Below are 13,138 nucleotides of genomic sequence, written 5' to 3'. Positions count from 1 at the left end.
GGATGACGTTAAACGCTTACGCATTATCTGAGAGAATAATGTTGTGCCAGGAGTTTGCCTTTTCTCCCGGGGGTCTGTCAAGAATACAAAAAAGGGAGCCCGTTGGCTCCCCTTGTAAAGCGTGTTCGTTATGCGCGGTATTTGCGCATGACCAGCGTGGCGTTAGTCCCGCCAAAGCCGAAGCTGTTAGACATCACGGTCGTCAGCGCGCGTTCGGTCGGCTCGGTCACGATATTCAGGCCGGCGGCCTGCTCGTCCATCTCTTCGATGTTGATGCTCGGCGCAATAAAGCCGTGTTCCAGCATCAGCAGGGAGTAGATAGCTTCCTGTACGCCAGCGGCGCCCAGGGAGTGGCCGGTCATCGCTTTGGTCGCGGAGATCGCCGGGCTGTTATCACCGAAGACTTCACGAATCGCCCCCAGCTCCTTCACATCGCCTACCGGGGTAGAAGTACCGTGGGAGTTCAGGTAGTCAATCGGTGTGTCAACGCCGTCCATCGCCATCTTCATGCAGCGAACCGCGCCTTCACCGGACGGGGCAACCATGTCTGCGCCATCGGACGTTGCGCCGTAGCCAACGATTTCAGCATAGATGTGCGCGCCGCGCGCCAGAGCATGTTCCAGCTCTTCAACCACAACCATACCGCCGCCGCCCGCGATAACGAAACCATCACGGTGGGTGTCATAGGTACGAGACGCTTTTTCTGGCGTTTCGTTGTATTTGGTGGACAGCGCGCCCATCGCGTCGAATTCACACGCCATTTCCCAGCACAGCTCTTCGCCGCCGCCGGCAAACACGATGTCCTGTTTGCCCAGCTGGATTTGTTCAACAGCGTTACCGATGCAGTGGGCGGAAGTCGCACAGGCGGAGCTGATGGAGTAGTTCACGCCGTAGATTTTGAACGGTGTTGCAAGGCAAGCGGATACCGCGGACGCCATCGCTTTGGTCACCACGTAGGGGCCAACCGCTTTCAGACCGCGCGGGCTGCGCATTGCATCAGCGCCGAAAACCTGAGATTTAGAAGAACCGCCAGAACCGGCAATCAGGCCCACGCGCGGGTTTTGCTGATAGACTTCCTCTTTCAGGCCAGCATCTTCAATTGCCTGCTGCATGGAAAGATAGGAATAGATAGAGGCATCGTTCATGAAACGAACCACTTTACGGTCGATCAAGCCGGTGGTGTCCAGTTTGACGTTGCCCCATACGTGGCTGCGCATTCCTGAATCTTTAAACTCTTCAGAGAAAGTGATCCCGGAGCGTCCTTCACGCAGAGATGCCAGGACTTCCTGCTGGTTATTACCAATACTGGAAACGATGCCCAGGCCAGTAATCACTGCACGTTTCATTCAATACCTCTGTAAGTCGCACTATATTAAGTTTCGAGTCGCACAATAGCGTACACTTGTACGCCGAACAAGTCCGATCAGCCAATTTGTGTATAAATTTGCGCCCTCAGGCACACATCGTTAAGATCGTTCTACGCCTTGTGATTCGAGTAACTTACGTGAAACAAAACGCCATACAACCCGCCAACCTGGAATTCAACGCTGAGGGTACACCTGTTTCCCGAGATTTTGACGATGTCTACTTTTCCAATGACAACGGTCTGGAAGAGACGCGCTACGTTTTCCTCGACGGAAACCAGCTCAGGGAACGCTTCCCTGAGCATGCACGTCCGTTCTTTGTGGTTGCCGAAAGCGGGTTCGGTACCGGCCTGAATTTCCTCACGCTGTGGCAGGCGTTTGACGTTTTTCACCGCGATAACCCAGAAGCTACCCTGCAAAGATTACATTTCATCAGTTTCGAAAAATTTCCGCTGAAAGCGGAGGACCTGCGCCTTGCCCACCAACGCTGGCCGGAGCTTGCAACCTGGGCCGAGCAGCTGCAGGCGCAGTGGCCTCTGCCCATCGCGGGCTGCCATCGTCTGCTGCTGGATGAAGGGCGGGTCACGCTGGATTTGTGGTTTGGCGATATTAATGAACTGACCAACGAGCTCGATGATTCGCTTAATCAGCAGGTGGACGCCTGGTTTCTTGATGGCTTTGCCCCGGCAAAAAACCCGGACATGTGGACGGCGGAGCTGTTTGCGGCGATGGCTCGTCTGGCAAGACCCGGCGGTACCCTGGCCACCTTCACCTCCGCCGGCTTTGTGCGCCGCGGCCTGCAGGAGGCCGGTTTCAGCATGCAGAAGCGCAAGGGTTTTGGCCGCAAGCGCGAAATGCTGACCGGCGAAATGCGTGAAACGCCGGAGATCCCCGCGCGCGCGCCGTGGTTTGCCCGCAGCGGTACGGAACAGCGCGATGCCGCGATTGTCGGCGGGGGGATCGCCAGCGCCCTGCTCGCGCTGGCGCTGCTGCGCCGCGGATGGCAGGTAACGTTATACTGCGCCGACAGCGCGCCGGCTGAAGGCGCATCCGGAAACCGCCAGGGCGCGCTCTATCCGCTGCTCAGCCAGCACGATCCCGCCCTGGCCCGCTTCTTCCCGGCGGCATTTACTTTCGCCCGCCGCCTGTATGACGCTCTGCCGGTGATGTTCGATCATGACTGGTGCGGCGTGACGCAGCTGGGCTGGGATACGAAAAGCGCGCAGAAAATCGCCCAGATGATTGAGCTTAACCTGCCGCCGGAAATCGCCGTCGCCGTGGATGCCCGAACCACTGCGCAACAAACCGGTGTGGAAACCGGCTGCGGGGGCATCGCCTATCCTGCCGGCGGCTGGCTTTGTCCACAGCAGTTAACCGCTGAACTGCTGGCCCTCGCCGCCACTCGTGGATTGCGCGTGCGCTACGATTATCCGGTCACGGAGCTCAGCGCAGACAACAACGGCTGGCAATTAAACCAGCGGCAGTACCACGAGGTCGTGGTACTGGCCAACGGCCATCAGCTGACCCGCTTTAGCCAGACGGAGCATCTTCCCATGTACCCGGTTGCCGGTCAGGTTAGCCATATTCCGACGACGCCAGGGCTATCGAAATTGCGCCAGGTCCTGTGCTACAACGGCTACCTGACGCCGCAAAACCCGCATAATCAGCAACACTGCATTGGCGCAAGCTACCACCGCGGACAGGCAGAGGCCGCGTTTAGCGCCGAGGATCAGCAGCAGAATCGCCAGCGCCTGATTGACTGTTTCCCGCAGGCGGAATGGACGCGGGAGGTAGACGTGAGCGCTAATCAGGCCCGCAGCGGCGTGCGCTGCGCAACCCGCGATCATTTGCCGATGGTCGGCAGCGTGCCTGATTATGAGGCCACCTTACGCGAATATGCCTCGCTGGCTGAACGTCAGGAGCAGGCCGGAGAAGCGCCGGTTTACCGCAACCTGTATATGCTAGGCGCGCTGGGCTCGCGCGGCCTGTGCTCCGCGCCGCTGGCGGCTGAAATTCTGGCGTCGCAAATGAGCAATGAGCCATTACCCATGGATAAAGAAACGCTGGCGGCGCTGAATCCTAACCGGCTGTGGGTAAGAAAACTGCTGAAAGGGAAAGCGGTGAAATAATTGCGGGAAATAGAGCCCGGCTGAGCGAATGCCGGGCTTTGGCGGAGGGCAGAACTATTTCTGCATCGCCTTCTGGTACAAACTGTTCCACATCTCCTGCACCAGAACCTGATCCGGCGGCGACAGTTCGCCCGCGCTGATGGCTTTTTCCAGGCTCCGGGATACCTTGTCATGTACCGCTTGCGCAGTATGCTCGCCCTCTCCTTCCAGCTCGGCCACCGCCAGCGTCAGGTGGCCGCGCAGATAACCGCCGGCAAACAGTTCGTCATCACTGGCGTGGTCGACCATATCATCAATTAACGCCAGAATGCGTGATTCAAACTCCGCGATCATCTTCTTTCCTCATAGTATGTAAAGTGTGGCCTTAGTGCAGGTCTTCCGGCCACGGGAACTGTTCTGCCGTCAAGGGCGGCGTTTGGTAATATTCTTGCAGCGCCTGAATGAAACGCGCGGGACGCTCAGGGATCCCCTGCTCCAGATAGGTCATCACCTGGGCATGCACGCGCCGCTGAAAAGCGATCCGGTCGGGCTCAAAATCCCCTTCCAGGTTGTCGCAGCTGACGTTAAATGGATATCCCGCCGCCACGCAAAACAGCCAGTCAAACGCCTGAGGCTTCACCTCAACGTCTTCAAATTGAGACTGGGTCATCGCGTCGCGACCGTCCGGGCAGTACCAGTAACCGAAATCTACCAGCTCACGTCGCGCCTTCCCGGCAATGCACCAGTGCGATATCTCGTGCAGTCCGCTGGCGTAAAAGCCGTGGGCAAAGACGATACGGTTGTAAGGCACGTCATCATCTGCCGGAAGATAGATCGGTTCGTCATCGCCTTTAATCAGACGGGTATTAAAATCTTCAGCAAAACAGCCGTCGAAAATTTCGATCAGCTGTTCATATTTATGCGTGCTGTTCATTAGTTCATCCCCAGCCACTGGAGGAACTCCTGTCCATGGCTGTCATAAAGCAGTTTTGCACTCATCACCGCCGACACCACGACGATCATCGGTCGAATCAGTGACTGTCCTTTGCTCAGCACCAGCCGCGATCCCGCGCGGGCGCCGATAAATTGCCCGGCCAGCATCACAAAGCCGGTAGCCCATATCACCTTGCCGCCAATAATAAACAACAGCAGGCCGCCAACGTTAGACGTCGCGTTAAGCAATTTTGCATGCGCGGTCGATTTCGCCAGATTGAACCCCGCCAGGGTGACGAAAGCCAGCGCGTAAAACGATCCGGCGCCCGGGCCAAAGAAGCCGTCGTAAAAACCGACGCAGCCACCAGCCACCAGGGCAAACGGCAGACCGTACAGACGTCGCTGCCGGTCCTCTTCGCCGAGCTTCGGCATCAGCAGAAAATAGAGGCCAATGCCGATAACCAGGATTGGCAGTATCTGCTTGAGTATATCGGACTGGACGTGCTGGACCAGCAGCGCGCCGCCCGTCGAGCCGAGAAAGGTCATCAGAATATTGAGCTTCTGGTCGGCCAGATTCACCACCTTGCGGCGAATGAAATAAAGCGAAGCGGACAGCGACCCGCCGCAGGCCTGCAGCTTGTTGGTGGCCAGCGCCTGCGCAGGGGGAAGACCCGCCGCCATCAGGGCCGGGACGGTCAATAACCCGCCGCCGCCCGCCAGTGAATCGATAAATCCCGCCAGAATGGCCACGAAAAACAGTACGACCAGTACCGTCGGTGACACCATAAAAACGTCGATAAAACTATCCATTAAAGAATATGCTCATCCAGTAGCGCCTGGCAGGAAGGCGGCAGCGGAGGCGGCGTCTTCTTCACAGGAGGGGTTGATCCTGGCTTAGGGGGTTCAAACCAGCTTTGCAATTCCGCACCGCAGCCATCGCCCGCCGGAGGCGGAGCCTGGTCTTCACACTCGAGGCTGTCGGCCGGGCAGCGCAGGCGCACGTGCATATGCGCTCGGTGCTGGAACCATGGGCGAACTTTGCGTAGCCAGTCGCGATCGCTACCGGCATCCAGGCACAGCTGCTGCTTAATCGCCGGGTTGACGAAAATACGCGTAACGTCGCTATCTTGCGCCGCCATCTTAATCAGCTGGCTGATTTGCGGGCTCCACAGCGACGGCACTACGCGTTTGCCGTCGCGGGCCACCAGGTCCAGCGCCTGCGGCTTCAGCAGCTGAGCTGAACTCCAACGCGCCTGCGGCAGCTGAAGAAAAATATCGACATCCAGTCCGGACTGATGGCTGGCGTGGCCGCCGTTAAAGCGCCCGCCGGCCGGCATACCCATGTCGCCAATCAGCACCGTTCCCATGCCTTTATTGTGCGCCTGATTGCTCAGACGCTGAATAAACTGCACGAGGTCCGGATGGCCGAAGTAGCGGTTCTGATCGGTACGCATCACCTGATAGCCAGTGGCGTTTAACGGCAGCGCCTGCGCGCCAACGATACAGCCATTGGCAAACGCGCCAATGGACTGCGGGCTGCCGCTAACGGGCTGCGTAATTTTCTGCCACGGCGTCGCCGCCAGGCTGGTACCGCTGGCGAGGAGCGCCAGCAGTGCGATAACGGTGTTTTTCATCTATGACCAGCGTGGAATTGATGTCGTCACGTCGCCATTTTGCGCGCGCTGACGCATAAAGTGATCCATTAACACGATCGCCAGCATCGCTTCGGCAATAGGTACCGCACGAATACCGACGCAAGGATCGTGACGCCCTTTGGTGATCATCTCAACTTCTTCGCCAAAGCGATTGATCGTGTGACCCGGGACGGTGATGCTGGAGGTCGGCTTCAGCGCGATATTCGCCACGATCTGCTGACCGCTGCTAATGCCGCCGAGAATGCCGCCCGCGTGGTTGCTCTGGAAGCCCGCTTTGGTAATTTCATCGCGGTTTTCGCTGCCGCGCAGCTTCACCACCTCAAAACCATCGCCAATTTCCACGCCCTTCACCGCATTGATGCTCATCAGCGCGTGCGCGATATCGGCATCGAGACGGTCGAATACCGGCTCACCCAGTCCCGGCGGTACGCCATCGGCCACCACGGTGACCTTCGCCCCGATGGAGTCGCCCTCTTTTTTCAGGCCGCGCATCAGTTCATCAAGCGCTTCGATTTTGTCCGGATCCGGGCAGAAGAACGGGTTCTGCTCTACCTGATCCCACGCTTTTATCGCCAGCGGGATATCGCCCATCTGGGTCAGGCAACCGCGAATCACAATACCAAATTTCGCGGCGAGGAATTTCTTGGCAATCGCCCCTGCGGCCACGCGCATGGCGGTTTCACGCGCAGAGGAACGACCGCCGCCACGATAGTCGCGCAGGCCATATTTCTGCTCGTAGGTGTAGTCAGCGTGTCCCGGGCGGAAAACGTCCTTAATGGCGCCGTAGTCCTGAGAACGCTGGTCGGTATTCTCAATCAGCAGGCCAATGCTGGTCCCGGTGGTCACCCCCTCGAATACTCCGGAAAGGATCTTCACCTGGTCCGGCTCGCGGCGCTGGGTGGTATAGCGTGAGGTTCCCGGACGACGGCGATCGAGATCGTGCTGGAGATCGGCTTCGGTTAGCGGAATGCCTGGCGGCACGCCGTCAACGATGCAGCCCAGCGCCAGGCCATGCGACTCGCCGAACGTCGTGACGCGAAAGAGTTGTCCAATTGTGTTTCCTGCCATCACGGCTCCGTTTTTGTCGTTATGTTTGCGTGTTGTTTTAGTCTTTATAAATACCGAAATGCGCGCGGGCGGCAATCAGTTGCGGTTTAGTCAGCATAAAGACGCCATCGCCGCCGTTTTCAAACTCCAGCCAGGTAAATGGCACGTCAGGATATTGCTCCATCAGATGTACCATGCTGTTACCGACTTCACAAATCAGGATACCGTCATCGCTGAGATAATCCGGCGCGCAGGCGAGGATCCGGCGGGTTAACTTCAGACCATCGCTACCGGAAGCCAGCCCCAGGACCGGTTCATGGCGATATTCACCCGGCAGGTCGGACATATCTTCTTCATCGACGTACGGCGGATTGGTCACGATCAGATCGTATTGCACCTTCGGCAGATCGCGGAACAGATCGGAGCGAATCGGCGTAACGTTATGAATTAAGCCGTGATCTTCCACGTTCTGCTCGGTAACGGCCAGCGCGTCAGGGGAAATATCCACCGCATCGACTTCCGCTTCCGGGAAAGCGTAAGCGCAGGCGATAGCGATACAGCCGCTGCCGGTGCACATATCAAGGATGTGCTGCGGATAGTGGTCAATCAGGCCGGAAAAATGGTTGTTAATGAGTTCGCCAATCGGCGAGCGCGGCACCAGCACGCGTTCATCGACGTAAAACTCATGGCCGCAGAACCAGGCTTTGTTGGTCAAATAAGCGACCGGAATGCGCTCGTTAATACGGCGAATGACGCGCTCAACGATGCGATGTTTTTCGCTGGAAGTCAGACGCGCGGTACGCATATCTTCCGGAATATCAAGCGGCAGATACAGCGAAGGCATCACCAGCTGTACGGCTTCATCCCACGGGTTATCGGTGCCGTGTCCGTACCAGATGTTTGCAGCGCTGAAGCGGCTTACCGCCCAACGCAGCATGTCCTGAATGGTATGAAGCTCATTCACGGCTTCATCAACAAAAATTTTATCCACGCTATCCCCCAGGGCACGCTCTGCTATAAATTCGGCGGCTAGTTTGCCACGAAGACGGGGATAAATCAGCATTCTTACGTCAGGCGGAGGGGGAAAAATAGGTTTTCCTTGCCTGGATGCGTGGCGAGTCGGGTAAACTACCGACAAAGAAAAAATGAGATCAGATAATGAAAAAGAAAACATCGCTAAGCGAGGAGGATCAGGCATTGTTCCGGCAGCTGATGACCGGCACGCGTCAGATTAAGCAGGACACCATCGTTCATCGCCCGCAGCGTAAAAAAATCGCTGAAGTACCGCCCAAGCGGCTGCTCCAGGAGCAGGCGGATAACAGCCACTATTTTTCCGATGAGTTTCAGCCGCTGCTGAATACCGAAGGGTCGGTTAAATATGTGCGCTCGGACGTCAGCCATTTTGAGCTGAAAAAGCTGCGTCGGGGTGATTATTCGCCGGAGCTGTTTCTCGACCTGCACGGTTTAACCCAGCAGCAGGCCAAGCAGGAACTGGGAGCCTTGATTGCCGCCTGCCGTCGCGAGCACGTATTCTGCGCCTGCGTGATGCACGGGCATGGAAAGCATATTCTCAAACAGCAAACGCCGCTGTGGCTGGCCCAGCACCCGCATATTATGGCGTTTCATCAGGCACCAAAAGAGTACGGCGGAGACGCCGCACTGCTGGTTCTGATTGAAGTTGAAGAGTGGCAACCGCCGGAGCTTCCGTAAACGTCAGCCCCGGAGGGAATCAGATAGCCTTCGCCATCTTCAAATTGCAGGGGCTCATTTGCCAGTTGAATTCGCCTTTGCCGCTGGCATCAAGCGTGACGCAGGCAATCGCCGAAGTGGTGAACATCGGGGGAGTTTCCCCCGGGCACAGCTCTGAGACGAGGTACCCCACCAGAGGGAGGTGAGACACGACCAGCGCCGTCGCCACACCTTCATTCGCCAGCGCCTGCAGATAAGCGCTAACCATGCCAACGTCGCCGCACGGCGTGAGTTCCGGCATCACGTCGACATCTTTTGGCAGATTCATGCACTCCCCAACAATTTCCAGCGTCTGTTCTGCACGCAGGTAGGGACTCACAAGAACCCGCTCAATATCCACTTTTTGACCTTTCAGCCAGGTAGCCATCTGACGAGACTCATCGCAACCGCAGACGGTTAATGGACGAACCGAGTCACTGGCTGCATCGAGGGCAGCGTCGCCGTGACGCATGATAAAAACTTGCATATTGCACCGCTTTTGTTAACCAGAAGCACCGCGGTCTTACCCACGTAGACGATACGCAGGTGACCCGGTGGCCGGGCATTGTGCCTGATCCATTCAACGAATGAAACGCTGTTTTTTACCTCAATGGCGTAAGTATAGTCAACTATTGCTTACAAAATCGCCAAAGCGCAGCGCCGTTCATTACCGGATTTACCTTCTTTGACCACAACTTAGGTCGTACGTTCCTCAGCGGGCCAAAAGGTCGCCCCCTGCTCGGCCATGTGTAACAAAGTGTCACATGGTGTAAAACGCGGGCCGTACTGAGCAGCCAGGCGCTGCAATATCGCGGCGACCTCACCCGCTCCCAGGGTATCCATATAGCGGAACGGGCCGCCAAGAAACGGCGGAAAACCAATGCCAAATACGGCGCCGATATCACCATCGCGGGCGCTGCGAACCACTCGCTCATCGAAGCAGCGCGCCGCTTCGTTAAGCATCATCATCACGCAGCGTTCCGCCACCTGCTGCGCGGACAAGCGCGCCTGCGGTGAGGAAATACCCAGTAAAGCGTAGATCGCAGGATCGGGCCGTTTTTTGCTTTTACGCCCTTTTGCCGCATAAAGATAGAAACCCCGGTTATTTTTTCTCCCTTTGCGATCGTCATTCAGAATCGAGCTAATGATGTTTGCAGGCGGGCTAAAACGTTCTCCCCATGCGGCCTCCAGCACCGGGATAATTTTGGTACCGGTATCGATTCCCACTTCATCAAGGAGCTGAATAGGGCCAACCGGAAAACCGAATTTAACCAAAGCGTTATCAATATGCTCTACCGGCTCGCCTTCCATCAACAGGCGCATGGCTTCATTTATGTAGGGGGCCAGAATGCGGTTAACATAAAAGCCCGCTTTATCGGCGACGACAATCGGCGTTTTACCCTGCAGTTTCGCCAGCTTAACCGCCGTCGCAATTGTTTGCCGATCCGTACCACTATGCGGAATCACCTCCACCAGCGGCATTTTGTCTACCGGGCTAAAGAAGTGAAGCCCGATGACCCGCTGCGGCCTGCTTGCATGCGCCGCGATCTCGCCGATCGGTAAAGACGACGTATTAGAAGCAAAGATCGTCTCCGGGCGGCAGTGCTGTTCAACTTCGCTGACCATCTTCTGCTTGAGCGCAAGATCTTCAAACACCGCTTCGATCACCACATCGCGATGTGCAAATCCCTGATAATCCAGCGAACCGGATATTAATCCCATCTGGCGATCGCGCTCGCTGGCGCGCAGATAGCGGCGACGCACCTGTTTATCGAGCAGATCCCAGCTGTACTTCAGCGCGTGATTTATCCCGCGCGGCTGGATGTCCTTAATGCGTACCGGTAATCCGCCTTTGCAGGCGGTGACGTAAGCAATACCGCCCCCCATGAGTCCTCCGCCCAGAATGCCCACGCTGCGCAGCGCGACGGGCTCAGCATCCGCGCCGCGATCTTTTTTCAGATCGGTGCTGGCGAAAAAAATCGACCGTAGCGCCTGCGATTGCGACGTCATCGCCAGCTCGCCAAAAGCGCGGGCCTCCTCGGCGTATCCGCTGCTGCAGCCCTGCGCCAGTCCGGTTTCAATCACCTGCAGAATGCGCTCAGTTGCCGGGTAGTTCCCCTGGGTTTTGTGATGCGTCTTTTTCGCGACCAGACGAAACAGCAGGCTGCGGCCAAGCGGGCCTGCGAGAATACGTTCGCGCGCCGGAACAGCGCGGCTTGCCGGGCGACCTTTGAGCGCCAGTTCAATCGCGGTTTGCAGCAGGATAGTCTGCGGCACCACCTCATCAACCAGCCCTGCCTTCAGGGCCTGACGCGGGCGAAGCTGCTTACCGGTCAGGATCATCTCCAGCGCGCCGCTGACGCCAATTAATCGCGGTAGACGCTGAGTTCCGCCAGAGCCGGGCAGCAGCCCCAGCTGAACTTCCGGGAGGCCAAGCCGGGTTTTATCGTCATCGCTGCATACCCGCCCGTGGCAGGCCAGCGCCAGCTCAAGGCCGCCGCCCAGGCATGCGCCGTGGATAGCGGCAATCACCGGAATCGACAGGCCGTGGATCTCGGCCATGATTTGCTGGCCCTGACGGGCAAGCGCCTCCGCTTCCTGCGCGGAATGGCAGCGGGCAATCATATTGATATCCGCCCCAGCGATAAAGTTATCCGCTTTTGCCGAGATAAACACCGCGCCGCGCAGCTCCTTATTGTCGCGGATCTGGCGGATGATCCCCCGCACCTCGCTGGCGAACTCAGCTTTCAGGGTATTCATTTTTTCACCGGGCGCGTCAATGGTGATGACGGCGATATTGTCCGGGCGAACCTCAAGCGCAAATGCCGATACGGTTTCCATTATTCGGCCTCCAGAACCATCGCTGAACCCAACCCACCCGCCGCGCAGGCGGTGACCAGACCAAATCCGCCGCCGCGCCGCCGCAGTTCATGCAGCGTTTGGGTAATCATCCGCGCGCCGGTGGCGGCAAAGGGATGACCGTAGGCAATCGAGCCGCCAAGCACGTTAAATTTGCTCTCGTCCACTTCCCCGGTAGCCTGAGAGCGGCCAAGCACTTCGCGGGCAAAGCGATCGCTGGCCATACATTGCAGATTAGCCAGCGTTTGCGCGGCAAAAGCTTCATGCATATCAATCAGGGTCAAATCAGCCAACGTCAGCCCCGCTCTTTCCAGCGCCAGCGGCGTCGACCACGCCGGGCCCAGCAGCATATCCTGGCGAACATCAATCGCGGTGAAAGCGTAGCTTCGCAGATAGCCCAGCGGAACAAGGCCCAGCTCTTTAGCCCGGGATTCGGTCATCAGGATCACCGCCGCCGCCCCATCGGTTAGCGGCGTACTATTCGCGGCGGTTACGCTCCCGTGTTGACGATCGAAGGCCGGGCGTAACTTTTGGTAATCCGCCAGGGTTGAATTTTTACGAATATTATTATCCTGTTCCAGCGGCTCACGGAACGGCGGCGTGTACGCCGTCATCACTTCTGCCGAGAGCTTACCTTCCTCCCAGGCTCTGGCGGCAAGCTGGTGTGAACGCAGCGCCAGCGCATCCTGCCGTTCGCGCGTGATAGCCCACGTTTTCGCCATCTGCTCGGCGGTATCGCCCATCCGCAGGCCGGTTGAGTATTCGGCAACCGCTGGCGGTACGGGCAAAAGGTCGCGAAAACGTAGCCGAGAAAATAGCTTCAGGCGCTGTCCCAGGGTGCGAGCTTTGTTGGCATCAACAAGCGTTCGGGCGAGTTTTTTGCTGACGCCAATAGGTAATACGGAAGAGGAGTCGGCTCCGCCGGCGATACCCGCGCGAATAGTGCCTGCCACCAGGCTTTCCGCGACGTTGGCCACCGCCTGAAAGCTGGTCGCACAGGCGCGGCTGACGCTGTAGGCATCGGTATGCACGCTCATGCCGGTCCCCAGCACAATTTCCCGGGCGATGTTCGGCGCTTCCGGCATCTGCACCACCTGGCCAAATACCAGCTGGTCTATTATGTCCGCGGGGATGTTGCTGCGAGCCAGCATTTCGCCGACCACCAGCTTACCTAAATCAACGGCCGGCACGCCGTGAAAAGCCGTCGCCTGTCGGGCAAACGGAGTACGTAAACCGCTGACTATCGCGATACGATCGCCCTGTCGGGTGACTAGCGGTAATGCCTGACTCATAACGCTCCCCTGTTAACCGATAAAACAAAGTGGTCTGACCTGATAACAGTTTTAACTAATATTTTACATTAAGCCAATCGGGGAACCGAAAAAGTGGGAGCCAAAACACATTGATTAGAAAAGGTAACGCCCCTGCCATGAGGGGCATTAAG

General features: G+C 57.6%; 12 protein-coding genes. 2 read left to right on the top strand and 10 right to left on the bottom strand.

Features of this window, described 5'->3' with window-relative positions; translation table 11 throughout:
• Positions 1-128 precede the first annotated feature (128 nt).
• Positions 129-1,346, bottom strand: coding sequence for a beta-ketoacyl-ACP synthase I (gene fabB, locus ACESQ2_RS14595; RefSeq protein ID WP_025106657.1), 1,218 nt, complete (start codon positions 1,344-1,346; stop codon positions 129-131).
• A 158-nt stretch (positions 1,347-1,504) separates the two neighbouring features.
• On the opposite strand from fabB, the gene mnmC reads away from it, so the two are divergent.
• Entirely contained in the window at positions 1,505-3,493 is a 1,989-nt protein-coding gene (gene mnmC / locus ACESQ2_RS14590) for a bifunctional tRNA (5-methylaminomethyl-2-thiouridine)(34)-methyltransferase MnmD/FAD-dependent 5-carboxymethylaminomethyl-2-thiouridine(34) oxidoreductase MnmC (RefSeq protein ID WP_049069334.1), read from the top strand.
• A gap of 54 nt (positions 3,494-3,547) precedes the next feature.
• Here the strand turns inward: mnmC and ACESQ2_RS14585 are convergent, their stop codons facing one another.
• The 6 genes from ACESQ2_RS14585 to prmB are packed head-to-tail and all read right to left on the bottom strand — an operon-like array spanning position 3,548 to position 8,098.
• The gene (locus ACESQ2_RS14585; protein ID WP_014230278.1) at positions 3,548-3,826 is read right to left on the bottom strand and encodes a YfcL family protein; all 279 of its coding nucleotides are present in this window, start codon (positions 3,824-3,826) and stop codon (positions 3,548-3,550) included.
• A 31-nt stretch (positions 3,827-3,857) separates the two neighbouring features.
• Positions 3,858-4,406, bottom strand: a complete 549-nt coding sequence (locus tag ACESQ2_RS14580; protein WP_014230279.1) for an elongation factor P hydroxylase — start codon at positions 4,404-4,406, stop codon at positions 3,858-3,860.
• On the bottom strand, positions 4,406-5,215 hold the full coding sequence (locus tag ACESQ2_RS14575; protein ID WP_014230280.1) for a sulfite exporter TauE/SafE family protein: 810 nt from the start codon (positions 5,213-5,215) through the stop codon (positions 4,406-4,408). The genes ACESQ2_RS14580 and ACESQ2_RS14575 overlap by 1 nt, the downstream gene beginning before the upstream one ends.
• Positions 5,215-6,039, bottom strand: coding sequence for a penicillin-insensitive murein endopeptidase (mepA, locus tag ACESQ2_RS14570; protein WP_014230281.1), 825 nt, complete (start codon positions 6,037-6,039; stop codon positions 5,215-5,217). Before mepA ends, ACESQ2_RS14575 begins: the two co-directional genes overlap by 1 nt.
• Positions 6,040-7,128, bottom strand: coding sequence for a chorismate synthase (gene aroC, locus ACESQ2_RS14565; RefSeq protein ID WP_014230282.1), 1,089 nt, complete (start codon positions 7,126-7,128; stop codon positions 6,040-6,042).
• Between the two features lie 37 nt (positions 7,129-7,165).
• Entirely contained in the window at positions 7,166-8,098 is a 933-nt protein-coding gene (gene prmB / locus ACESQ2_RS14560) for a 50S ribosomal protein L3 N(5)-glutamine methyltransferase (RefSeq protein ID WP_009652591.1), read from the bottom strand.
• 167 nt (positions 8,099-8,265) lie between these two features.
• Between prmB and smrB the strand changes: the two genes are divergently transcribed.
• Positions 8,266-8,817: an endonuclease SmrB gene (smrB, locus tag ACESQ2_RS14555; RefSeq protein WP_004123257.1), complete on the top strand. Its 552-nt coding sequence runs from the start codon at positions 8,266-8,268 to the stop codon at positions 8,815-8,817.
• A gap of 19 nt (positions 8,818-8,836) precedes the next feature.
• Here the strand turns inward: smrB and sixA are convergent, their stop codons facing one another.
• The 3 genes from sixA to fadI all read right to left on the bottom strand — a co-directional run bounded on the left by sixA (position 8,837) and on the right by fadI (position 12,986).
• On the bottom strand, positions 8,837-9,322 hold the full coding sequence (gene sixA, locus ACESQ2_RS14550) for a phosphohistidine phosphatase SixA (protein ID WP_014230284.1): 486 nt from the start codon (positions 9,320-9,322) through the stop codon (positions 8,837-8,839).
• Between the two features lie 209 nt (positions 9,323-9,531).
• Positions 9,532-11,676: a fatty acid oxidation complex subunit alpha FadJ gene (gene fadJ / locus ACESQ2_RS14545; protein ID WP_345911430.1), complete on the bottom strand. Its 2,145-nt coding sequence runs from the start codon at positions 11,674-11,676 to the stop codon at positions 9,532-9,534.
• The gene (fadI, locus tag ACESQ2_RS14540; RefSeq protein ID WP_046877190.1) at positions 11,676-12,986 is read right to left on the bottom strand and encodes an acetyl-CoA C-acyltransferase FadI; all 1,311 of its coding nucleotides are present in this window, start codon (positions 12,984-12,986) and stop codon (positions 11,676-11,678) included. Before fadI ends, fadJ begins: the two co-directional genes overlap by 1 nt.
• Positions 12,987-13,138 lie beyond the last annotated feature (152 nt).

This window comes from Klebsiella sp. Q11 (genome assembly GCF_964241505.1).
Classification (GTDB): Bacteria; Pseudomonadota; Gammaproteobacteria; order Enterobacterales; family Enterobacteriaceae; genus Klebsiella; species Klebsiella michiganensis.
The sequence above is the reverse complement of the archived record's forward strand: the minus strand, read 5'-3'. Positions and strand labels throughout refer to the sequence as shown.